Here is a 22,428-nt window from a genome sequence, read left to right on the forward strand (position 1 = left end):
GCACGCTTGCATACGACGAACTAGGAGACGGCATGAACAGCCTCGAAGGCAGCTTCGAAGGAAAAGTTGCACTGATCACCGGCGCCGCACGCGGTCAGGGGCGCGCCCACGCTGTCGCATTCGCGGAGCGTGGCGCGGACATCGTGATCTGCGACCGGTGCGAGAACAGTGATGTCGTCGCCTACCCCCTCGCAAACGAGGAGGATCTGAAGGAAACTGTTCGTTTGGTGGAAGCCACCGGTCGTCGGTGCATTGCCGTCAAGGCAGACACCGCTGATCGCGACGCAATGGACGCGCTCGTTGCCCGCGCTGAAGCCGAGTTCGGCCGTGTCGACATCGCCGTCGCGAATGCCGGTGTGTCCGTGCCCGCTCCGATCACGTCGATGACGTCGGCACAGTGGAACGAAGTCATCTCGTCGAACCTGACCGGTGTGTTCAACACCGTTGCGGCCGTGTCAGGTGGAATGGCGGAACGTGGTTACGGTCGCATCATCACGATTTCCTCGATGATGGGTCGATCAGGTGGCACCCAGATGGCGGCGTACGGCGCCTCCAAATGGGGCGTCATCGGCTTGACGAAGAGTGTGTCGCTCGAACTGGCCAACTCGGGTGTGACCGTGAATGCTATTGCACCGGGAAATATCTCGACGCCGATGATTCACAACGACATGATGTACGCAATGATGCGGCCTGACCTCGAATCGCCGACGGCAGACGACGTCGAACCCGTGTACGCGACTCTGCATGCGCAGCCGGTCGGTTGGCTGGATCCCTTCGAGATCACGCGAGTAGTCCTGTTCCTCGCCGCCGACGCGAGTGCCCACATGAGTGGCATCGTGGTTCCTGTCGACGCCGGAGTAGCCGCTCGCTCGAACGCTTGACGGACAAGACTGTTCGCGCGAAAGCGCGGACCGGGTGGGTCGTCGGCGTCCTGAGTCTGAGCGGTGTGGTGGTCGCGCTGCAACAGACCTTGGTGGTGCCGGTCCTGCCTGCGTTCGCGACGGCATCGGGAGTATCATCGTCCACCGCTTCCTGGCTGGTGACCTCGACGTTGCTGACCGGTGCCGTCGCAACCCCTCTCATCGGCAGACTCGCCGACATGTTCGGCAAGCGCGCGATGATGCTCGTCTGTCTTGCCGTGATGATCGTAGGCTGCATGGTTGCTGCGCTCAGCCAGAGTTTCTGGTTACTGATCCTCGGGCGCTCGTTGCAGGGGTTCGCGACGGCACTTCTGCCCGTCGGAATCAGTATCATGCGCGATGTCCTTCCTCCGGAAAAGCTCAGTGGTGCAGTAGCTCTCATGAGTGCGACGTTGGGGATCGGTGGCATGTTCGGTATGCCGATGGCTGGGGTGATCTCGGCGCACTGGGGACTACCCGCGCTTTTCTGGGTCACCGGTGGATTCGGGGTAGTACTGATAGTCGTCTTGCCGCTGGTGGTGCCGGAATCGGCGGTGAAGAGTCGCGGACGCTTCGACTTTCTGGGGGCCACGGTCCTCACACTCGCTATGACTGCGCTGCTGCTGGCCGTTTCGAAAGGAACCGAATGGGGCTGGGCAAGCCCCGAGGTTCTGGTTCTGATCGCGTCCGGCGTGGTCTTGCTCTGTGGATGGATTCCGTGGGAACTGCACACGCCGGCACCGCTGGTCGATCTGCGGACTTCCCTTCGCGCTCCGATTCTGGTTTCGAACGTCTGCGCAGTATTACTCGGTTTTGCCATGTTCATCAGCGCGTTGGCGGCAACGCAGGAACTTCAGTTGCCCCTGGCGTCGGCGGACGGTCTCGGACTCTCGGCTGCCGAAGCCGGACTGGCGATGATGCCGGGCGGAGTCCTGATGATCGGATTGGCGCCGGTGTCGTCGAAAGTGACGAGGCGATGGGGAGCGAAGGCTACGTTGGCGTCGGGTGCGATCGTCATTGCAATCGGATATGTCTTGCGTGTGCTGTTGGCGCCGACGTTGGTCAATATCGTGATCGGCGCTGCCGTGGTATCGGCCGGTGTGGCATTTTCCCTGGCAGCCATGCCGACTCTGATCACCGAATCTGCGCCGATCCATCAGACTGCCTCGGCCAACGGATTCAACAGCCTGCTCCGTTCGGTCGGTACCTCCACCGGAAGCGCCGTTGCGGCAGCGGTATTGGCCAGTTCAACGGTGGTGATCGGTGCGAGCGCTGTGCCGACCCTGCATTCGTTCGCGGTTTTGTACTGGATCGGAGCGGGCGTATCAGCACTGGCCGCCGCGGTGACGTTGGCAGTGAAGGTGGAGCGGACGGGGGCGGTATCGCTGCCCGAGTTACCAATTGCAGCCGAAACCGATGGCGCAACGAAGATCGGGTGAGTCGACGGACTCACCCTATCTTCGTCGTCACCGCTATCTTCGACTGGAATCAACCAGGTACTCGAGATTCTGGTTGTACGGGGTGGCCGTTACCGCAGCGTGCGAACTCACCCGGGACACCTCGGTAGTGCCGCGAACGACAGAAGCCTTGATGGAACCTACTTTCAACGGTGCTATGCAGCTGCTCATCCCGGCCGGGGCATTGCAGGTGGTTGTCGTGGTTCCCACCGTCACTTTGACGACCGCCGGCGCCGTCAAGAAGGAAAGGACTTCGACGGTATCGCGAGCGGGGGACGACCATTGGCGCAGTGTCATAGGGGCAGCAGAGCGATTGACGGGGACCGCGGAGACCGACTGATTGCGGTAGATGAGATACGCGGTGTCGCGAACAATCGCGGGTGAGGCGCCGGTGCGGAAGCTGTACAACCCGTAGGAACTCATGTCGAGCAACGCACGCCCATGGCCGACGCTGGGCGCGAACGACGTTCCCTCGCTGTAGTCGTTCCAGGTGACGAGCTGTACCCATTCGCTGTTGGATGCAATCGCAATCTGCCACATGTTCTGCAGATTCTGTGAATTCTGTGCCTCGTCGTAGATCGACTGACTTGGACGAACATCTTGGAAGGCGACTGGTTGCATCCATATCTTTCCCAAGGAGTGAGCGGCAGCGGCAAGTCCCATCGGAGAGTTCGGGTTCGATCCCGAGAGCGGATTTCCTGCCGGATTTCGATTACCCCAATTCGACATCCCGTAGCTGATCGATGCAAAAGAATTCCGGTTGGCTGCAGCGTCGAGGAAAACCGGAACAAATGCCACATTTATGCCGTAAGAATTCTTCATAAGAGTGATGAACTCCGACCACCAGCCCGCAGTCTTGTTTTCGGCAAGGAATGGAGATATCACGAGCCGTCCGTCGTTCAATTTGAACGATGATGCCATGGTCGAATACGGTTTCATCTCTGCTGCCATTTGAGCTGCGGTCATGTTTTTGAACGCGCCGTTCATATCAGGCATGAGCATGATCTTGAAATTCGGATCGACTGCTGCGGCCGCTTTGATCAGGGCGGTGGGCACGGTGGAACCCCACCAACTGGTGTCGGTTGCCTTGGCGATGATGTCGACGGAGAATCCGTCGATGCCCGCGGCGATTGCCGAACGAACTTCGTTTTCGAGGTCGCGTTGGCGCCACTGCGTATCGGCGATGGGTTGCCGCGGTGTCGGCCGATCGCGGAGGAATCCTCCGTAGCGAACGTGTTTGTTGTTCTCGCCGTTGACCGTAAGATATTGTGTCGCATAGTAATCGCCAGACGGATTCGCATTGTCGATCGAAACCGGATAGGGCGGGAAGTAGTGAGCGAAAACCAACTTTCCGTTCAGTGCTGACTTGGGTGGAATGTCGAAGGGCAGCGCTGCAGATTCAGGATTCGCCGAGAACGAGGCCGGCGTGTACGTCGGCGCGGAGCGCGGTTGTGTGTTGTACGCGGCGATCAGTGCGGCCGCGACAATCACGGCCAGGGTGAAGCAGATGGTCTCGAAGGAATATTTCGCCGTTTTTCGGATCCACGGAGTTCGGATGTATCGAGTTCTGATACTCATGGCACAGTCAGCCTTTCTCGATCCCCCGAAGTGTGAGTCTTCCCCGCGTGCACTGAATCGGTGATTCAATTCTTTTCGGCCTCTGTCTGATTTGTAATTCGAGATTCGACACCATAAGTCAACTGTCACCGGCCCGAGTGTCACTTGCTGTACGAGTGTAACGCTGCCGCGTTCATCATGAATACCTGAAAGCGGTCTTTGTTCAAGAATTTCGGGTTTTTCTTTCCGGTATATATCCGTCGAAAGGTCGGTGAAATTTATCGGCTGTATTGGACAGGACTGGGACGTGTGGTCTGTTCCGTACCTCGTGGCCGAAAGGCACCGGCGAAACCAGGGAGGTGATTGCAGCCGGGCAACTGACGAAATTTCCTGGAATGTGTCGGCCTCCTGGGTCACACTGGGGAACGGACTACCGACGGATTACCGATGCGGGAGGGCTCATGACCGAAGCGATTGTGGCCGAGGGGCTGGTCAAGAAGTACGGCGACGTCACGGCATTGGACGGCATCGACCTGGAAGTGCGCGAGGGTTCGGTGATGGCTCTGTTGGGTCCCAACGGCGCCGGAAAAACCACTGCGGTAAGGATATTCACGACGCTGCTCATTCCGGACGGTGGACGCGCCAAGGTTGCCGGGCTGGACGTGGTCGAGGATGCGCGGGCGTTGCGGTCCAAGATCGGTGCTTCGGGTCAGTATGCCGCGGTCGACGAGTACCTGACGGGCTACGAGAACTTGGACATGGTCGGGAGGCTGTATCACCTCGGCGCCCGAAGCAGTAAGGCCCGAGCGCGTGAATTGCTCGAGCAGTTCGATCTCGTCGAGGCTGGAGATCGGCCGGTCAAGGGCTATTCCGGCGGAATGCGGCGCCGACTCGATCTGGCCGGCGCATTGGTTGCTCGGCCGCAGGTGTTGTTTCTGGACGAGCCGACCACCGGCCTCGATCCTCGTGCGCGACTCGGTCTCTGGGATGTCATCGAAGGGTTGGTGGCGCAGGGGACAACGCTGTTGCTCACGACGCAATACATGGAGGAAGCAGAGAGGTTGGCCGACCAGATCGCCGTCATCGACCGCGGCTCGGTCATCGCGCGCGGTACTGCAGATCAACTGAAGGCGCGGGTCGGGGGTGAGCGCATCGAACTGAGTGTGCACGAGGTCGAACATCTCGACATCGTCCGAGAAGAATTGCGCTCGCTTGCCGTGGGGGACATTCAGGTTCAAGAGAATGTCCGTCGCGTCACCGTTCCTGTCGACGACGGTACCGATGCGTTGGTCGCGGCGCTGAATCTCCTGTCGGCAAGAGGCATTCGGGTGTTCGACGTCGGTCTGCGCCGGCCCACTCTCGACGATGTCTTTCTCACACTGACCGGGCACCAGGCTGAACTGGAGGATCAGAAATGACCGTGCAGATGGCGCTCGAAGACGGTTTGACCATCGCCAGGCGAAACTTGATCAAGATCAAACGCGTTCCGGATCTGCTGGTGTTCACCACTTTGTCGCCGATCATGTTCGTGCTCTTGTTCGCATACGTGTTCGGCAGCGCGATCTCCGTCCCGGGCACGTCGTATCGAGAGTTCCTGATCGCCGGAATCTTCACGCAGACGGTCATATTCGGTGCTACCTGGACTGGTTTGGGGATGGTCGAAGACATTCAGAAAGGAATCATCGACAGATTTCGATCGCTGCCCATGGCTCCGTCTGCCGTGCTGACCGGCCGAACATCGAGTGACGTGTTGATCAACGTCATCAGCTTGGTGGTCATGTCGTTGACCGGTCTTCTGGTGGGGTGGCGCATCCATTCCAGCTTCCTCGAGGCGGTGGCCGGGTATGCGCTGCTTCTGTTCTTCGCGTACGCATTGTCATGGGTCATGGCTGTTGTCGGGCTTTGGATCCGCACGCCGGAAGTGTTCAACAACGCGAGTTTCATCGTCATCTTTCCGCTGTCGTTCATCGCGAACACTTTTGTCGAGACCACCAATCTTCCCGGCCCGCTCAAAGTGATCGCCGAATGGAATCCGGTGTCGGCGGTGACTCAGGCGGTGCGTGAATTGTTCGGCAATACCAATCCTGCGATGACGGTTCCGGATGCGTGGCCACTGCAGAATCCGGTCATCGCGTCGCTGTTGTGGACTTTCGGTTTGCTGATCGTCTTCGTGCCGTTCGCTATTCGTCGGTATCAGAAGGCAGTCAGCCGCTGACCTGGTGATTCCGGCCGGTAGGGTGGGTATGTGCCGGAGCCCGAACGCATCGACAAACGCAGCCTGAGATACGCCGGGCGACGTGAGGAGTTGCTCGACGCGCTGACCCGCTATGTCATCGACAACGGTGTCGGGGAACTGACGGTGAGGCAGCTCGCCCAGGCCGTAGGTGTGTCGCATGCGTCGTTGCTCAACCATTTCGAGAGCAAGGAGAACCTGCTCTCCGAGGTCATCGAGAACATGCGTGGTGAGTCCATTCCGATTGCGGTTCCGATGAAACCGGGGGTCGATCCGGCGACAGTGCTGACCGCGTGGTGGACCGAACGTACGACGCCGGAGGTCTTGCCGCGGTTCCGAGTGATGGTCGAGATTTACGCCCTCGCGCTCGGCGACCGCGAACGCTACGGACGGTTCCTGGACCGTTTTGTAGGCGATTGGATCGAGGCACTGGAAGCCGGTCTACGACAAGCGGGTTGCCCCGAGGACGATGTTGCCTCTGTCGCTACTCTGTTGCTCTCGCAAATGCGGGGTCTGTCGATGGATCTTCTGGCCACTGGGGACCGGGCCCGCGTCGATCGTGCGTTCGGGCTTTTTGTCGACGGCTTTGCCGCCCGCGCTCGGGAGTGGTCCACGCCAGGATCCGATCGCCTTCAACACTGACCGATCACCACGGTCGACGCGGTCTCACTGTAGGTTGCCACTCGAGTGAGAAACCCTCCTCGAGTGAATGTTTCAACAGTCATTTCGACCTGCTCCGTACTCGTCTCGACGAGAAGACAGCCACCCGGTCGTAGCCACGGCGCAGCGTCCGCGATGATGCGTCGCTGCAGGTCCAGTCCGTCGGTGCCGCCGTCCAACGAGACCAGCGGTTCGTGAAGACGGGCTTCGGGCGGCATCAGCCTGATCGAATCGGTGGGGACGTAAGGTGCATTGGCAACGACGACATCCACGCGACCGAGTAATTCCGTTGGTAGTGGTTCGAAGAGATCGCCTTCGAGTACGCGCTCGGGCGGTGTGATGTTTCGGCGAGCGCACCGCACCGCGGCTGGTTCCACATCTACCGCGTACAAATCGATGGCATCGAGCGTCGACTGCAGGACGGTACCGACAGCTCCTGAGCCACAACACATGTCGACGACGACGCTTCCCGAGTCGACGAGTGAGCAGGCCTGCCGGGCGAGGAACTCGGTGCGCCGGCGTGGGACGAAGACTCCAGAGTCGATGTGAATGCGCAAGCCGCAGAACTCGACCCATCCGAGGACAGGTTCGAGTGGTTCGCCGGCAACTCGTCGGTCGACCATCGCGTCGAGTTCATCGAGAGAGCGTGCGGTGTGAAGAAGTAGGCGAGCCTCGTCTTCGGCGAATACGCATCCTGCTGCTCGGAGAATCGCGGCCACCGACTTCTGCTGCGAAGCAGGGAAGGTCGGGAGATCAGGTGCTGACATGAGAGAGCCTTTCGGCCTCCTGATCTCGCTGGGACCTGCACGTATCGAACACCGCCACCCTACCCGAGCAGGCGTGTCACGACGGTAGATGCGGAGTAGGAATCTAGGTTGACCAATTGGTAAGGCTGTTCTATGGTCTGAACTCGATCGGCTGATGTGGGGCCGATCACCACAGATGCACCGTCACCGCAATCGTAGGAGAAGTACGTGAGTAAGCGACTGGGTAGGACGCTCGTCGGGCTGAGTGCGAGTGCTTTGGTGGCGTTGACAGTTGCGGCGCCGGCCGGAGCGGAACCGAATGATGCTCCGGGTGCTGTCGTGAGTCGGGAGTTACTCGGTCCCGATCGGGTGATCCCGGGTGCCGTGAGCGCAACAAAGGTGACGTACTGGTCGACGGGCCCGAAGGACGCGCCGATGACGAGCACCGGTGTGGTGTATCGCCCAGAGGGAGCTCCGCCCGAGGGTGGTTGGCCGGTCATCTCCTATGCGCACGGAACGGTGGGTGTGGCGGATCAGTGTGCGCCGAGCAGCAGTGTTCCGCTCGAACGGACCGCGACGCATCTGGGTCACTGGCTGGAGCAGGGATACGCGGTGGTGACGACCGACTACGTGGGGCTCGGAACACCTGGTGTTCACCCGTATCTCGACGGTCGTTCCGCTGCACACAGCGTTGTGGACATGGTGCGCGCCGCTCGTGCGGTCGACGACGACCTGTCGAGCGAATGGGTTGCGATGGGACAGTCGCAGGGCGGGCAGGCGACTATGTTCACCGCTTCGCTTGCCACTGATTACGCGCCGGAGTTGGACTACCGCGGCGCTGTCGCCACTGGTGTCCCCTCGAACATCGAAAATCTTCTACCGCTCGGTGGTCCGGCTTTCCCGGCGCTTCCGCTCAAGGGTACGACGGTCTACATCGCGAACGTTCTTGACGGACTGCGTGCTTCGCGGCCGGACATCGACATCGACTCGTATCTGACCCCGCTCGGCAAGACCATCCTCGACGACGTCGAGAACAACATGTGCTACACGGAGGCTCGCACGAAGTACGGAACCGTCACACTCGGGCAGGCGCTGACGAAGTCGCTGGACAATCCAGTATTCATGGAGGCTGCGCGTGAACTGCTCACTGTGCCGACCGCAGGATACGACCGCCCGTTCTTCATTGGTCAGGGGTTGTCGGACATCGATGTTCCGGCACCGCTGACACTGAAGTTCGCGGCCGACCTCGCTGCAAACGGTGTGGATTTTGCATTCCATACCTATCCCACTGATCATCTGGGAACCGTCCCGGCTTCGGTTCCAGACAGCACTCCCTTTGTTGCGGCGCTGTTCTCTGGTCGACAACCCTGTACCGGAAGCCTCTGCTGACCAAGGTCTTTCAGATGACCCCCACTCCGCGAAGGTAGATGTCGATCGGGATCCGAAGTTGCCGAACGGTTTCGCTGGAGTGAGGGTCCCGGCTACGTGATCCCAGGCAATAGTCGAAGATCAAGCCCTCCAGCAGGCTCAGGAAATTTGCGGCAGAGACATCAGGGTCACCAACACCAGCGGTTTCGAAGACGGGTTTTGCCTTCTCCAGCGAAAACAGACTGCCTTCGAGGAGTGGGTGCAATGCCGAATCTCGGGGAGATTCCACGAGTAGTGCATAGCGCGCGATCAATTCGTGTCTGCGGTGCGAGAGAAGATCGTCGAGATACTCGGCCGTGAGGGCAGCAGGATCGCTGGGCCTCTCGTGGAGTTCGTCGAAAGTCGAACGTGACCGGTGCACGATGTGCAATGCGGTTGCTTCGAGAAGTGACTCGCGAGTGCGGAAATAGTACGACGTCGAACCGGCAGGAAGTTCCAGGGACTGATCAACCGCCCGGTGGGTGAGTGCACGCGTGCCCTGCTCGGCGATGATCGTGACGGCGGACGCCGCAATGAGGGCTCTGCGATCGGGCTTCATGTCGTTCCTTGCTGTCGATGTTGCATGCTCCCGGAGTTGCATGCTGCAGATGGTGCGTCGTGAGGGTCACATTGACTCGATTTGCCCTCGGTCACTAGCCTCGACTCTACAGATGTAGAGGAGCCTCATGTTACTGGACGAAGAGCAGTTGGCGGCACGTGAAGCTCTCGATGCACTGCGGGCCCGAATCTCGGGCGGTGAGGTCGGCGGAGGGATCTACCTCTGGGGTAGCGTCGGCCGCGGTAAGACGATGCTCATGGACGAGTTCTACGAGAGCATCCGAGTCGGCAAGCAGCGCATTCACTTTCATCGGTTCTTTGCAGATCTGCACTCTCGGGCGCACGAACTCGGGTCGATGGGCGCGGCGCTGGACCACGTCGTCGACGGAATCCGCGTGCTCTGTTTCGACGAGTTCCACATCGACGACGTCGCCGACGCCATGTTCATGGCAAGGGTTCTCGACACAATCGTCGCGAAAGGTGTGACTGTTGTTGTCACGTCCAATGTCCCGCCGACCGATCTTCTTCCGAATCCGCTTTTTCACGAGCAGTTCGTTCCGTCGATCGAGTTGATCGAGCGGACTCTCGAGGTGATCGAATTGGGTGGCTCCGTCGACTATCGGACGGCGGGTCAGCCAGGTGCCGGGGACTACCGTTTTGCGACAGGGGCATTCCTCGTCGGCTCGGGAATTGCGTGGCCTTCGGGCGAAAGTGTCGAATTGACGATAGGCACACGCACATTGGAGTGCTCGGCGATTCGAGACGGTGTTGTCTGGTTCGACTTCGAGGTGCTGTGCGCTGGTTCGACCTCGGCTGCCGACTATCTCGAGCTTGCCTCCCGCTTCGACGACTGGGTGATCTTCGGAGTACCGGTGCTCGCCGAAGCTTCGGAATTTGCCCTTCGCCGTTTCGGAAATGTCGTCGATGTTCTCTACGACGTCGATGCGCGACTGACGGTGTATGCCGCTGCCGGTGTGGAGGACGTTGCGGGCAGTCTTCGGGACGTTCCCGGATTGGCGCGCCTCTACAGTCGTCTGTCGTTGCTCGCGAGGACGGAGATGGACAGCGTCAGCTGAGGGGCAGCGTCAATTCCAGGTGAGGCCGCCGGTCGCGGCGCTGGGCGTGAGCCCGAACATGCTGTGGCAGATACGGTTGAGATGGGCGCTGTCGGTGAAACCGGCCTCGTGTGCACTGGTTGTCAGGGTTGCGCCACTGCTCATCACTTCCATGGCACGTCGTAACCGTAACCAGCGGATGTAGGTCGAAAAGCTCATCTGCAGTTGATCGTTGAAGATTCTTCCCAGCCGTCCGGGCGAGATGGAGACCAGGGCGGCGATGTCCGTCAGTGTGACCTGCCCCGAGATTCTCTCGGGAAGTAGCGTCAGGGCATGCTCGAGGGCCGGGTGAAGAGCGCCTAAGTTCGACGCCTTTTCGCGTTCGGATAGTGAATCGATCAGCCTCGCTGCGTATTCCAGATCCGAATCAGCGCCGCGGTCCGTCATCGCTACTGCGGTCTGCCCACGGTCCGACCAGTCGGCCACACAACCGCGGCCCGGCTCCGGTGGCCTGATGCGCAGACCCATCCCGGTGGTGGAGTCAATGTAGATCGCCCGTCCCCGCGCATCCTCGGAGGCGGACAACGCGTGGACCGCCCCGGATGGAATGACCACGGACCGCACGACTTCACTGTGGCCGTCCCCGTCCGTGACCGTGACGTCCCCGTCGTCGATGATCATGATCTGAACAGCGGCGTGCGAATGCATGTGCGCGGATCCCACTGCGCCGATGAACATGAGAATTCCGGGCTGCATGTGGACGGCGCCGGACCAGGTCATGTCGGAAATCATAGTGACGACCCTGACAGAGCTCGGGGTCCGGTCATCCTCCGGTAGGACCGAGCTCAGTCCGAAGATCGTGCGCTGGGCCGATGTGTTCGCGAAGGGTTCACGAGAAGGTGGAATCATGAACAACGCACAAGCACCCGCAGTCCTGTCGGTCCACGCGCTGGGCAAGTCGTACGGCGACGTTCCGGTGCTCCGAGGTGTATCGCTGGAAGTGCGCGCCGGTACTGCTACGGCCATCATGGGTCCTTCAGGATCGGGGAAGTCGACACTGCTGCATTGCATGTCAGGAATCGTCAAGCCCGACTCGGGAGCAATCTTGCTGAGCGGCCGGCATATCGAGAACCTCGGTGAGAACGACCGCAGCCGGCTCCGACGGGAGTCGTACGGGTTCGTTTTTCAATCGGGCCAACTGTTGCCGGAGCTTCCGGCGATCGAGAACGTCGCTTTGCCCTTGGTGCTCAACGGGTTGTCCATCGCAGAAGCCAAGCGGACGGCGCACGGCTTCTTCGCGCCCTTGGGGCTGGACGGGTTGCAGGATCGTCGCCCGGGTCAGATGTCGGGTGGGCAGTCGCAACGTGTCGCGATTGCGCGAGCGTTGGTGACCAAACCCGCCGTTCTCTTCGCGGACGAGCCGACCGGTGCCCTCGACGCGCAGACGAGTTGGGAAGTGATGAGGGTGTTGCGTGATTCGGCTCAACAGATCGGTTCTGCGTTGGTCGTCGTCACTCACGATGCCGAAGTCGCTCGGTGGTGTGATCGCGCGATGATGATGCAGGCCGGTTCGCTTGTCGGGACACAGGTGGCGGCATGAAGGCCACAGCGCGCGTTGCATTGATGACGGTGCGAGGTGAAGGGCGAAAGGCCTTGAGTACCTTCGCGCTCCCAGTGTCCGCATTTGCCGCCTCGACGACGTTGTTGCTGACGGTGCTCGGCGGCTACGGTGCATTCGCGGGCAGATCGAGCGAACCCGAAGCCGAGGCGTACCTAGCGCTCGCAGGGGTTGCTTCGGTGTTGATGATCGTTCCAGCCGTCACTCTCGGTCTGGCGGCGGCCCGCTTGGGCGCGCGCCGTCGCGACGAACGACTTGCCTCGCTGCGACTCATCGGATCCACCCCTCGCCAGATCGTTGCGCTGTGCGCTGCGGAATCGGGTATCCAGGGCTTGGCCGGTGCGTTGATCGGTGTGGTGGGATACCTCCTCGCGTTGCCGCTCGTAGCTCTCTTGAGATTTCAAGGTCGGACATTCGATTGGAGTGAGCTTTGGGTAGGCGCACTTCCGCTGGTGGGCATCGTATTCGGAATGACCATCCTGGCTGCTTTGACGTCGATGCTCGGGATGCGCCAGGTGTTCGTGAGCCCGTTGGGCGTCACGGCGGGCAATCCCAGCGCCGCACCGAAGATGATCTTCGCTGTGGCTGGGGTGGGGGTTCTTGTGGGATGGAGTGCATTCGGGGGCTCCGCGGCAAGCATCGCGGCAATCCTGGTGGGCCTTGGTCTCTGCTTCGGCGTTGTTGCGTTGGTCGGTCCGTTCGTCATTTCGCTGCTTGGACGGATCATGCTCAAATGCGCCAAAGACGGTGCTTCGCTGATTGCGGCGCGTCGGGTCTTGGATAATCCGAAGGCTGTGTGGCGCACGGTCAGCGGTGTGACGATGGCCAGCTTCGTTGCCGCAGGCACATCTCTCCTCGCCGCGATAGGCAACGGGGAGGGGCAGGATTTGCAGCCAGGGCAGGAGTTCCTGTTCGCGGACATGAGAACCGGGGTGTTGTTCACTCTCGGAGCAACATTCACGTTGGCTGCCATCTCGTCTGCGCTCACCCAGGTATCCGGGATCCTCGACAACCGTGAGCTGTATCGGAGTCTGACTTTGGCCGGCACACCTGTCGAGGTGATGGACAGCGCCCGCATGAGGCACGTTCGCACTCCCGTGGTGGTGATGGCACTGGCCGGCGCCGGCGCTGCACTGCTGTTCCTCTTCCCGCTGGCAGGGGCAGCCGTATTGACCACTCCGATGGCGCTGGTTCAGTTGGGTGTCACCCTGGCTGTGGGGATCGCGTTGGTGTTGGCCAGTGCGTTTGCAGCCAAGCCCGTCATGCGACGGGTACTCGCGGGCTGAATCTCCACCGATCGTCCCTCAGTTCTGTCTCCGGAACGGTTCGGTCAACTGGCCGAGGTAGTCGTCCGGGTAGTCGGGCTTGGCCGCCATTCCGAGATCGTCACTGCTGAAGCGCTTTTCCGGATCGAAAGAATAAGTGCGGAACAGGTGATCCCAGATCAGAGTGAACAAGCCGAAGTTGACGTCACCGATTCCAGCCCACTTCAGGTGATGGAATCGGTGGCCGGCGTTGAGGGCGAGTATCGGACGCAGGGGGCCGATGCGGTAATCGGCATTCGAATGCTGAAGCAGGAGTTGGACAGCGACACAAACCGCGAGCGCCGAGGCAACTGGAACGGGCATCCCGAGGAGGATCAGTGGCAGGACGCCGCCGGCGGTTTCGAAAGTCTGATGCACGGGGTGCTTCATCAGTCCGTTCATACCGTAGAACCGTTCGAGGCTGTGATGAACCGCGTGGAAACGCCACAACCATCCAACCTTGTGGCTGATCAAATGCACCACGGTGATGCCGAAATCGGCAACCAACACTGCGAAGACGACCTGAAGGACAAACGGAAGACCGCTCGGCCACAGCCCGTCGAACGGAATCACCGCGGCCATCAACGGGATTACCGCGACGCTGACCAAGATGAGGGATTCGTTGACAAACGCATGGACAGCGTCGCGAAACCTGTCCGGTCCCGGGGCATTCCACGAGGATTCGTAGGGAAGCGCCCGTTCGGCCGCGAAAGAGCAGGCCACTGCGAAGAGAATCAATGCCACCAGTGACCATTTCGGCGCGCCGGATGCCGCGAGCGCGATTGCGGCTCCGTTGATTCCCAAGAGCATGAACGGGACGTACCCGTATCTGACGATGAAGGTGAGCATGTGATCGATGGTGCTTGATAGCGGTTGCTCTCGACTTGTACGAATCGGTCGACTTTCAGTCAGTCGAAACTGCCAGACGTACGTTTGACATGCACATCTGCCGCAGTGCGTTCTTCGCGGTGAGCGCACACGCACCGTGGTTCCGGTCGATCCGTACGAACGGCGTGCACTGACCGGGCTAGCAGGCGGAGTCGATCTTTGCCTGTTGCAAAGTGTTCGTTGGTGCAGCTGGTCGTCCAGAATTAGAAGCTTGTTGAGGGGAAGCGGTTCTGAGGCTGCCCCTCAACAGCAGTTAGTGGGCGAAAGCAGTCCTTTGGGGTCGATCGGCGTTGCTCTTACGAAGTTGCTCGACGACTTCGTTGAGGGCGGTGGCGAGTTTGTACGCGAGATCTTGGCTGAAACCTTCTCGTAGCACGATCCGCAGGACGGCGACATCTTCGGCGTCGGCGGGCATGGTGTACGCGGGCACTTGGAATCCGCGTGCCCGGAGTTCGTGGGAGATGTCGAAGACAGTGAAGCCTGGGTCGTCGACGACTTCGAAGGACAAGACCGGTATAGCGGTGCCGTCGGTGATGATCGCCATGTTGTCGATCTTGGAGATTGCGGCGGAAAGCATAAGCGCGGTGTCGCGCAGCGATTCCATGATCTGGGTGTATCCGGCGACGCCGAGGCGGATGAAGTTGTAGTACTGCCCGACGACCTGGTTGCCAGATCGAGAGAAGTTGAGGGTGAAGGTCGGCATGTCGCCGCCGAGATAGTTGACCCGGAACACCAAGTCTTCCGGTAGGTGTTCTTTCGAGCGCCAGACGACGAAACCGATGCCAGGATATGTCATGCCGTACTTGTGGCCACTGACGTTGATCGAGACCACACGCGGAACCTTGAAGTCCCACATCAGCTCGGGGTGCAGGAACGGGACGACGAAACCTCCACTGGCAGCGTCGACGTGGAGGGGGACGTCGGGACCACCGTTTGAGGCGATCTCGTCGAGGGCTTCGGCGATCTCGGCGACGGGTTCGAGCTCGCCGGTGAATGTAGTGCCCAGGATGGCGACCACGCCGATGGTGTTCTCGTCGACGGCGTCACGGACCTGTTCGGGAGTGATGACGTAGCGGCCCCTTTCCATGGGGAGGTATTTTGGTTCGACGTCGAAGTAGCGGCAGAACTTTTCCCAGACGACCTGGACGTTGCTGCCGAGGATGAGATTGGGCTTCGTGGTGTCTTTACCTTCTTGTTCGCGGCGCTGGCGCCAGCGCCATTTGAGTGCGAGGCCGCCGAGCATCACAGCTTCGGAGGACCCTACCGTTGAGACCCCCGTTGCGGACGCAGGGTCGGAGGTCAGCCCTTCTGCGTGGAAGAGGTCGGCAACCATGTTGACGCAACGAGTTTCGATCTCCGCTGTCGCGGGATACTCGTCTTTGTCGATCATGTTCTTGTCGAATGTCTCGGCCATCAGCTTGTCTGCCTGAGGATCCATCCAAGTGGTGACGAAGGTTGCCAGGTTCAGTCGGGAACTGCCGTCGAGCATCAGTTCGTCGTGGATGAATCGGTACGCCGCTTCGGGATCCGACTCGGCCTTGGGCATTTTCAGAGCTGGAATCGGATCGGTGCCGAGCCGTCCTGTGTACGCCGGTGCGAGGGTTTCGGTGGGAGCTGCGAAGCTGTCTGACATTTTTTTCTCCTCCAGTATGCGAGCGTGCGGGGTACGACTTGGACGGTGATTCAAATGTGGTCGACTGTGAAGATGTTGCTGTGCAGTGCTTTACACCTCGATGGACGGGTACAGGCGTTCCATGGTGTAACGCCGGTTGCGGCGCACGGAGAGTGCGCTGATAGTCATCGAGACGAGCAGAATGCCGGTCAGGACGGCGATTGCTGTCCAGAGTCGAGAGTCGACGTGTTCGGCGGTGATGAGTTGCCGGAGGCCATTGACGGTGTATGTCATCGGGTCGAACGGATGAATGTATTGGAAGGGCGTCGCTGTCGTGGGCACTGGGTAGATGCCGCCGGCGGAGACCAGTTGCAGCATCAGGAAGGCCAATGTCACCACTCGGCCGACTGCGACGCCGAAGAGAGCATTGAACATCTGGATCATCGCCAAATACGTCGCCGAGACCAGCATCAGGAACAGGATAGTTCCGGGAACGTGTTTGACGTCCAGGCCGACCCCGATGTGGACCACGGCGTACATCGTGATCACTTGGAGGATGCCGATGAGCAGTGCCGGCCAGTAGGAAGCCAGAACTGTGCGATAGAGGCCGAGGTTACTGACAGTTGCGCGGGATTGTAGCGGGGTCAGCAGCATCCAGGTGATGATGCAGCCGACGAACAGGGCCAAGGAGAGGAAGAACGGCGCGAATCCGGTACCGAATGTGGGTGCCTCGTTGGTGTAGTCCTGCTTGAGTGCGACTGGGGTGGACAGGGTGTCCGCGGTAGCGTTGCGTTGCGCGTCGGTCCAGCTGGGTACTTGCCCAGCGCCCTGTGCGAGTGCGTCTGCCAGTTCGCCTGAGCCTGATTGCAGCTCGACCATCCCCGAAGCTAACTGATCGGCTCCGCTCGCGAGCTGGGTGCTGCCGTCGGTCAACTGGATCAGTCCGGAGTTCAAAGTCGTGGCTCCGGAACTGAGCTGGTCGGCGCCGTCGCGTAGTTGCCGGACGTCGGAGGCGAGCCCGCCGTTTTGCAGCAGCGCGAGTCCGGATTGCAGGGGACTGGATGGATCCGTCAACTGGTATTCGAGCGCGCGCGCATCACCGCTGAGGCGCGCTATCTCCGCTTGTATTGCGGCAGTGTCACTTTGGGGTTGTGCTGCCACGAGAGGTGTGAGAGCTGCAACGGCCTGTTGTGCGAGCGGATCGGTGCTGGGTCCGAGAAGGTCGAGCACCCGCTGGATTGCCGGGGAGACGGTAACCTGTGGCGGCTTGGGGAGGCGATCCCCGAGGGTGGTGAGGGATTGCCGCAGTTGCGCAGCTTGCGCACCGACGTCGGAGACGGCAGTGGAGTCGAGGGCGTTGAGCAGTGGGTCGGCGACGCCGTCGATGGCTGTGGCGAGTTGCCCGGCGCCGGCTGCGAGCTGCGCGGAACCATCGCGTGCGGTGACCATGTTGGTGGCGAGTTCGCCTGCACCGGAGTTCAGTTGATCGGCCCCACCTTTGGCGGTGTCGATCCCGGCCGCGAGGGTCTTCGCTCCGTCGGCAGCCTGGCCCAGGCCCGAACCGGCGGTCTGTAGGCCCGTCAGGACTTGGCCGACGCCTTGGGCGCCGATGGTCGAGTTGACCTGATTGATGACCTGTTCGGACGCGTCCTGCCCGATGATGGTGGCTAGATAATTATTGGCGTCGTTGAAGGTGAAGGTGAGATCGGCCTTCTCGGGGTTGTCACCGTTGGGTGACTCGACAGCGTCGCTGAAGTTCTCCGGCAAGGTGATGGTGAAATAGTACTTGCCGCTCGAGAGTCCGGCTTGGGCTTCTTGATCCGAGACCTCCGCCAAATCAAGTTGCCCGGAGGCGATGAGCGACTTGACGACCTGATCGCCGGCATCGACTTGTTGGCCTGTCGATGTTCGCCCCGAGTCGTTATTGACAATCGCTGCGGGGATCTTGTTCACCTCGCCGAACGGGTTCCAGAAAGCCCACAAGTACATGGCGCCGTAGAGCAACGGCAACAAGATGATGGTGACGATCGCGATTCGTGGCAGGGTGCCGCGGGAGTAGCGTTTGATATCACTGCCCAGAGATATACCTGCGAGCATCGCTCACCGTCCTTCGGTCATGACGCCGATGTCACCGGCGCCCAGCAGGCCGTGCATGTTCACCACGGCATGGACGCCGCTGTCCGGCGGAAGGTCGTTGACATCGGCGGTGATCACCGACTGGTGCTCTCCCAATGCGACCAGTCGGCGTAACAACATTGTCCGCTCGTCGTCGTCGGCGATCTTGTCGACTCGACCCACCACCAGTAGCGGTGGTCTTTTGGTGTTCGCGACGGCGATCCGCAGCAACAGCTGTTGGATCTCCGGGAGATCGTCGACGAAGGCATTGAGCGGGGGGAGGTCTACGCCGCCAAATGTGTACGCACACATATCTGCTACTTGATCTTCGCTCACCCGGGGCACGAACTTGTACCACGGTGAATTCCATCGCAACTGTTCGGTCACCATGTCCCGCACCGTCACCGATGGGCGAACTTCGTCGAGTTCGTTCAGACATGCGATCGCCGAGACAGCCAGAATTCTCGAGGGTTTCTCGTAGCCCAGCACAGTCAATGACCCGGACGACAATCGCATCCGTCCGCATAGTGCCATCAGCAGGGCTGTGCGCGCGGCACCCGATTGCGCGGCCAGGACGGTCACACCGCCAGCCTCGATGTCGATGTCGAGTGGACCGAACACATGCCCCCACGGCCCGTGGAGCTCGATACCGCGGGCGGACACCAACGACCCTTCGACTCGGTCCTCAGGTAATTCCCAACGCTCGAAACGTGTTTCAACCAACTTGGACTCCCGACTCGGTGGAGCACGAGGACACATCGACCCGCTCAGGTGTTCAGCTTGAATTGGCTGCACGTCAGACGGATCAACGCGATGAAGACGTTGTCACAGTATGTTTTTGACGACCTGACCATTTTTGACAATGACGGAGAGATGTTTGGCCGGATCGGCGAGCAGGCTCAGATCCTCGAGTGGATTGCCGTCGACGAGAAGAACATCTGCCCACGCATCCTTGGCGATCACTCCGAGTGGTGCTTGCCGGTACGGATCGCGTTCGCCGGCAAGACGGAAGAGTTCGGCATTTCCCGACGTGAGCATCCGAAGTGCTTCGGCATTGCTGTAGTGATCACCGAGTCGCGCCGCCATTTCACTCTGCCGCGGCGCAAGCTGCGGCTCGAGCAAAAGATCCGTACCCCACGCTGTTTTGACACCGTGCTTGCGTGCCCAGCTGTACACATCGTCAGTGCCGGTGCAGATTTCGCGATCCTTTTCTGCGCGGCCCGGATCCGGATAGTGGTGATCGCCCAGCGCGAAGGGCTGCATCGAAAGCCAGATGTCCTTCTCAGCCATCAGAGCGATCGTCGCCTCGTCAGCGAGATGACCGTGCTCGATGGATTTCACGCCAGCTTCGATGGCGCGGCGAATGCCGGTGACGTTGTAAACGTGGGTGGCGACGTAGGTGCCGTAGTCGGTGGCCGCGTGCACTGCTGCACGAAGCTCGGGATCGGTGAACTGGACCGTGTAGAGCGGGTCGTACATCGACGCAGCGCCGCCGCCGACCATCATCTTGATCTGAGATGCGCCCTTCTTCAGCTGTTCGCGAACAGCTGCCAGTACCCGGTCAGGGCCATCTGCGACGCGCATGAAACCAATTTCTTCGGCGCGAGACTGCTTGCCTCCCAACGCGGTCGGGCATTCGTAGACAAACCCGAAGTCGCCGTGTCCGCTGGTTTGGGAGATGGCAGCCTGGGAAGGGTAGATGCGCGGCCCCTCGAACAGGCCTCGATCGATCACGGACTTGATGCTGCTTGTGTCACCCGCCATGTCCCGGACCGTGGTGAACCCGCGGTGCAGCATGTTCTTTGCTTCAGCGAGGCCGTTGAGTGCGATGTGCGCTTCACTGCCGGTCACCATGTCGACGTATGAATTCGCGTTACCGACCAGGTGAACGTGGGCATCGCTCATGCCGGGCATGAGTACTCGATTACCACCGTCCACGACAGTGGTCTCGCGGCTCGGATCATCCCCGACAGGCGACTCCGACACCGCGGCGATCGTGGTGCCGTCGATCAGAACGTCCCCGGCAACAAGGGTCGAGGAGGTGCCGTCGAAAACACGGACATTGCGAAACAGCAAACGATTTCCAGCTGGAGGAGTGGCTGTCATAAATCGGACATTAGCACCCAAAGTGGAGTCATGCTTCGGTAAAGTAAAAAACAAGCAGATGGTTTTAATTTGTTTCCGCGTACCCGCGGCGGGCGGATCGAAATCAGTGCCTGATGACCAAGGTCCCGAATGGAGGACTTTTCATATCGAGTCCAAGTACACTGCAGCGCATGCTGATTCACCCGACCATTCGAATGCAGTCGTGGGGATTCGTGATCGGATCCGCACTCTTCGCGCTCGGGTCGGCACCCTTCCTGTCGGTCTTCTTCGGTGCCGCACTCGCCAACAGCTTCTTCTTCGCGGGCTCCTGGTTCTTTACCTGCGCGGCTTTCGTTCAGTTGGTGCTGGCCGGGCCAGCAACCACAACCGACTCGGGGCGTCCCGCGATCCGGGCCGTCTGGCTGTCTGCTGCCATGCAGTTACTCGGGACGATCTTGTTCAACGTCAGCACCGGGGCTGCGCTGCACGCGCTTACGCTACGAGGCGAGATGCACTTGGTCTGGAATCCGAACGCGGAGGGCTCGATAGCCTTCCTCGTCTCGAGCGGACTGGCTGTCCTCATCCTGCTGAGGGAAGGCGCTTACTGGGCACCGCAATCGAAGGAATGGCAAAGCGTGTGGCTGAATACCTTGGGATCCATCGCATTCGGAGTCTCCGCGATCGGATCGTTCGTCTTGCGAGACGGGAACACGTTGGACCCGAACATGGCCAATATCGGAACCTTTGTCGGCGCAATATTCTTCCTGCTGGCATCCGCAGTATTCCTCGGAAGGAGCAGCCGTCCGGCTACTTCTATGGCCGAAGCAGTCTGAACGCGCCACGTCGCGCCCGCAATATCGAGGAATTCGCTGAGGTGGGGGAGATCGCCGACCTGCGCTGCTACGCCCACTCGATCAAGTTCTCAAACTATTGCGGGATGGTTTCGTAAAAGTTCGGCAACGGTATGGGATGTGTTCACTCTGGGATCGATGTTTTGCTTCCATCCTTCTGTGAAGCGCGCGTAGCCGTCGTGAACAGTTCGTTTTCGAGAGGGAAGCAGACCCGTATTTCAGGACAAGAGCCGAACCGTTCGATGATAGTTTCCCGGCTAGATTATCCTCTGATGAAAGGGTCAACGATCGGATACTAAATTGCTATTTTCACTTGCTTTATCGTATTTGACGAGGTGACAAGCGGTCATTCGCCGCTCTGGGGAGTCCGTGTTTCGAACATGCTGTCGATGCGTCAGGAATCTATTTCGGGCAAGCGTTCGCCGGGAGTCGATTTCACCGGTCGTACGCCGCTTCAACAGCGCGCGAACTGCACCTCATTGACACCACGATCCGAGAGTCAGGAGCAGGGCAACGATGAGCGCGGTAGCCGCCGGCAACTACGAGTCGATCCGCTTTCCATCGCTGACCAGCGCACGGATCTCCCGACCTTCCGTATGGCTCAGGCGATGAGAACGTCGAGTCCATATCCGGTGACGAGGCAGATGCCGGTGTCTACTCTAGGCAGGTTCCGCACGCACAGTAACGCATCTGGACTGAATAGAAAGCCTCAGGTTCAAGCGAAATGCCAGAGAGACAGTGTGTGAAGGCGAATTGCTTACGCAATCTAAAGCCGACATTTCGGCGCCACTCGTGTTATGTTTCGATTAGCCACGTAATCCCAGTTGGTTCCGCTCCAGATTTCAGCCATTACCGGGATCTCGGGTAGGAAACCTCGGCACGCCGAGACACAAAATCTCAGATCCTCGCCGCCAGACGTGAACAGAACTGGATCGGTACGGGAGAGTCCGGTATCTCCTTCGAAAAAGCATTCGATCGATATCACTCGACATAGAATGGGGTACCTCCCATGAGTTCGGAAACCCGGCAGGCATCCGCCCGATCAGTACTCGCATCACGTAACACCCTCGCCTTTGCTGTTGGTGGTGCAGGCGGTGACCTTTATCCTCCAGAACCGGGCCGCGACCACGATCCAACTGTTTTGGGTCTCAGTGCAGTCCCCACTCTGGCTCACCCTCGTCGTGATACTCGTCCTCGGATGGATCGCCGGCTTGCTGACCAACCGCCGTGCGAAAACTGCCGACTGAACCTCGAGGACGAAATAATGATCGCAATCCGGAAAACCAAAGTCCTCGGTACATGCGTTCGGGGATCACCGATCGCGTTCCAGACGGCCTTCAAGGGGTTCGACGTCACGGCGTACGGCATCAGCGAGACGCCATT

The 22,428-nt window shown here is 60.1% G+C and carries 20 protein-coding genes; 11 read left to right on the forward strand and 9 right to left on the reverse strand.

Annotation, left to right across the window (positions count from 1 at the left end):
• The first annotated feature begins 32 nt into the window (after positions 1-32).
• Entirely contained in the window at positions 33-881 is an 849-nt protein-coding gene (locus GJB56_RS26145; RefSeq protein ID WP_003945658.1) for a mycofactocin-coupled SDR family oxidoreductase, read from the forward strand.
• Complete coding sequence (locus GJB56_RS26150; RefSeq protein ID WP_021342838.1) at positions 878-2,338, forward strand: MFS transporter; 1,461 nt, start codon at positions 878-880, stop codon at positions 2,336-2,338. Before GJB56_RS26145 ends, GJB56_RS26150 begins: the two co-directional genes overlap by 4 nt.
• Before the next feature lie 33 nt (positions 2,339-2,371).
• Here the strand turns inward: GJB56_RS26150 and GJB56_RS26155 are convergent, their stop codons facing one another.
• Positions 2,372-4,330 (reverse strand): glycoside hydrolase family 71 protein, encoded by a 1,959-nt coding sequence (locus GJB56_RS26155; RefSeq protein ID WP_230091080.1) that lies wholly within the window; start codon positions 4,328-4,330, stop codon positions 2,372-2,374.
• A gap of 44 nt (positions 4,331-4,374) precedes the next feature.
• Here GJB56_RS26155 and GJB56_RS26160 point away from each other — a divergent pair, with 44 nt between their 5' ends.
• From GJB56_RS26160 to GJB56_RS26170, 3 genes are read left to right on the forward strand one after another with little or no spacing between them, the layout of a single operon-like run.
• Positions 4,375-5,331, forward strand: a complete 957-nt coding sequence (locus GJB56_RS26160) for a daunorubicin resistance protein DrrA family ABC transporter ATP-binding protein (protein ID WP_003945489.1) — start codon at positions 4,375-4,377, stop codon at positions 5,329-5,331.
• Positions 5,328-6,128, forward strand: a complete 801-nt coding sequence (locus tag GJB56_RS26165; protein ID WP_003945537.1) for an ABC transporter permease — start codon at positions 5,328-5,330, stop codon at positions 6,126-6,128. Before GJB56_RS26160 ends, GJB56_RS26165 begins: the two co-directional genes overlap by 4 nt.
• Before the next feature lie 30 nt (positions 6,129-6,158).
• Entirely contained in the window at positions 6,159-6,788 is a 630-nt protein-coding gene (locus GJB56_RS26170; RefSeq protein ID WP_020906128.1) for a TetR/AcrR family transcriptional regulator, read from the forward strand.
• Here GJB56_RS26170 and GJB56_RS26175 read toward each other — a convergent pair.
• On the reverse strand, positions 6,779-7,573 hold the full coding sequence (locus GJB56_RS26175; protein ID WP_113682108.1) for a putative protein N(5)-glutamine methyltransferase: 795 nt from the start codon (positions 7,571-7,573) through the stop codon (positions 6,779-6,781). The genes GJB56_RS26170 and GJB56_RS26175 overlap by 10 nt on opposite strands.
• A 207-nt stretch (positions 7,574-7,780) precedes the next feature.
• Here GJB56_RS26175 and GJB56_RS26180 point away from each other — a divergent pair, with 207 nt between their 5' ends.
• Entirely contained in the window at positions 7,781-8,941 is a 1,161-nt protein-coding gene (locus GJB56_RS26180; protein ID WP_113682109.1) for a lipase family protein, read from the forward strand.
• 10 nt (positions 8,942-8,951) lie between these two features.
• Here GJB56_RS26180 and GJB56_RS26185 read toward each other — a convergent pair whose 3' ends face one another.
• On the reverse strand, positions 8,952-9,518 hold the full coding sequence (locus tag GJB56_RS26185; protein WP_113682110.1) for a TetR/AcrR family transcriptional regulator: 567 nt from the start codon (positions 9,516-9,518) through the stop codon (positions 8,952-8,954).
• 127 nt (positions 9,519-9,645) lie between these two features.
• Between GJB56_RS26185 and zapE the strand changes: the two genes are divergently transcribed.
• A complete protein-coding gene (gene zapE / locus GJB56_RS26190) occupies positions 9,646-10,593 on the forward strand; it encodes a cell division protein ZapE (protein WP_113682111.1) in 948 nt (315 codons plus the stop codon).
• Positions 10,594-10,602: 9 nt separating this feature from the next.
• Here the strand turns inward: zapE and GJB56_RS26195 are convergent, their stop codons facing one another.
• Positions 10,603-11,352, reverse strand: coding sequence for a helix-turn-helix domain-containing protein (locus GJB56_RS26195; RefSeq protein WP_070385807.1), 750 nt, complete (start codon positions 11,350-11,352; stop codon positions 10,603-10,605).
• On the opposite strand from GJB56_RS26195, the gene GJB56_RS26200 reads away from it, so the two are divergent.
• Positions 11,327-12,172, forward strand: a complete 846-nt coding sequence (locus GJB56_RS26200) for an ABC transporter ATP-binding protein (RefSeq protein ID WP_113682112.1) — start codon at positions 11,327-11,329, stop codon at positions 12,170-12,172. The genes GJB56_RS26195 and GJB56_RS26200 overlap by 26 nt on opposite strands.
• Positions 12,169-13,476 carry an FtsX-like permease family protein gene (locus GJB56_RS26205; protein ID WP_070385808.1) on the forward strand — a complete coding sequence of 436 codons (1,308 nt, stop codon included), beginning with the start codon at positions 12,169-12,171 and terminating at the stop codon, positions 13,474-13,476. The genes GJB56_RS26200 and GJB56_RS26205 overlap by 4 nt, the downstream gene beginning before the upstream one ends.
• 18 nt (positions 13,477-13,494) lie before the next feature.
• Here GJB56_RS26205 and GJB56_RS26210 read toward each other — a convergent pair whose 3' ends face one another.
• The 5 genes from GJB56_RS26210 to GJB56_RS26230 form a co-directional block, all read right to left on the reverse strand.
• Positions 13,495-14,343 carry a sterol desaturase family protein gene (locus GJB56_RS26210; RefSeq protein ID WP_070385809.1) on the reverse strand — a complete coding sequence of 283 codons (849 nt, stop codon included), beginning with the start codon at positions 14,341-14,343 and terminating at the stop codon, positions 13,495-13,497.
• Positions 14,344-14,635: 292 nt separating this feature from the next.
• The gene (locus GJB56_RS26215; protein WP_019746876.1) at positions 14,636-16,015 is read right to left on the reverse strand and encodes a glutamate decarboxylase; all 1,380 of its coding nucleotides are present in this window, start codon (positions 16,013-16,015) and stop codon (positions 14,636-14,638) included.
• A 90-nt stretch (positions 16,016-16,105) separates the two neighbouring features.
• Complete coding sequence (locus GJB56_RS26220; RefSeq protein WP_021332381.1) at positions 16,106-18,091, reverse strand: YhgE/Pip domain-containing protein; 1,986 nt, start codon at positions 18,089-18,091, stop codon at positions 16,106-16,108.
• Between the two features lie 3 nt (positions 18,092-18,094).
• Positions 18,095-18,730: a hypothetical protein gene (locus GJB56_RS26225; RefSeq protein WP_024488313.1), complete on the reverse strand. Its 636-nt coding sequence runs from the start codon at positions 18,728-18,730 to the stop codon at positions 18,095-18,097.
• A 204-nt stretch (positions 18,731-18,934) separates the two neighbouring features.
• A complete protein-coding gene (locus GJB56_RS26230; protein ID WP_019746879.1) occupies positions 18,935-20,215 on the reverse strand; it encodes a metal-dependent hydrolase family protein in 1,281 nt (426 codons plus the stop codon).
• Positions 20,216-20,385: 170 nt separating this feature from the next.
• Between GJB56_RS26230 and GJB56_RS26235 the strand changes: the two genes are divergently transcribed.
• Both GJB56_RS26235 and GJB56_RS26240 read left to right on the forward strand, forming a co-directional pair.
• Positions 20,386-21,027: a hypothetical protein gene (locus GJB56_RS26235; protein WP_113682113.1), complete on the forward strand. Its 642-nt coding sequence runs from the start codon at positions 20,386-20,388 to the stop codon at positions 21,025-21,027.
• Positions 21,028-22,139: 1,112 nt separating this feature from the next.
• The gene (locus GJB56_RS26240; protein ID WP_225989417.1) at positions 22,140-22,292 is read left to right on the forward strand and encodes a DUF1049 domain-containing protein; all 153 of its coding nucleotides are present in this window, start codon (positions 22,140-22,142) and stop codon (positions 22,290-22,292) included.
• The last annotated feature ends 136 nt before the right edge of the window (positions 22,293-22,428 follow it).

This window comes from Rhodococcus sp. AQ5-07, assembly GCF_009707305.1.
Classification (GTDB): Bacteria; Actinomycetota; Actinomycetes; order Mycobacteriales; family Mycobacteriaceae; genus Rhodococcus_F; species Rhodococcus_F erythropolis.

Coding starts and splice junctions, on each gene's coding strand:
- GJB56_RS26230 (WP_019746879.1), bottom strand. CDS start 20,215: ATGACAGCCACTCCTCCAGCTGGAAATCGTTTGCTGTTTCGCAATGTC.
- GJB56_RS26205 (WP_070385808.1), top strand. CDS start 12,169: ATGAAGGCCACAGCGCGCGTTGCATTGATGACGGTGCGAGGTGAAGGG.
- GJB56_RS26195 (WP_070385807.1), bottom strand. CDS start 11,352: ATGACCTGGTCCGGCGCCGTCCACATGCAGCCCGGAATTCTCATGTTC.
- GJB56_RS26145 (WP_003945658.1), top strand. CDS start 33: ATGAACAGCCTCGAAGGCAGCTTCGAAGGAAAAGTTGCACTGATCACC.
- GJB56_RS26210 (WP_070385809.1), bottom strand. CDS start 14,343: ATGCTCACCTTCATCGTCAGATACGGGTACGTCCCGTTCATGCTCTTG.
- GJB56_RS26220 (WP_021332381.1), bottom strand. CDS start 18,091: ATGCTCGCAGGTATATCTCTGGGCAGTGATATCAAACGCTACTCCCGC.
- GJB56_RS26165 (WP_003945537.1), top strand. CDS start 5,328: ATGACCGTGCAGATGGCGCTCGAAGACGGTTTGACCATCGCCAGGCGA.
- GJB56_RS26200 (WP_113682112.1), top strand. CDS start 11,327: ATGTGGACGGCGCCGGACCAGGTCATGTCGGAAATCATAGTGACGACC.
- GJB56_RS26235 (WP_113682113.1), top strand. CDS start 20,386: ATGCTGATTCACCCGACCATTCGAATGCAGTCGTGGGGATTCGTGATC.
- GJB56_RS26160 (WP_003945489.1), top strand. CDS start 4,375: ATGACCGAAGCGATTGTGGCCGAGGGGCTGGTCAAGAAGTACGGCGAC.
- GJB56_RS26185 (WP_113682110.1), bottom strand. CDS start 9,518: ATGAAGCCCGATCGCAGAGCCCTCATTGCGGCGTCCGCCGTCACGATC.
- GJB56_RS26215 (WP_019746876.1), bottom strand. CDS start 16,015: ATGTCAGACAGCTTCGCAGCTCCCACCGAAACCCTCGCACCGGCGTAC.
- GJB56_RS26175 (WP_113682108.1), bottom strand. CDS start 7,573: ATGTCAGCACCTGATCTCCCGACCTTCCCTGCTTCGCAGCAGAAGTCG.
- zapE (WP_113682111.1), top strand. CDS start 9,646: ATGTTACTGGACGAAGAGCAGTTGGCGGCACGTGAAGCTCTCGATGCA.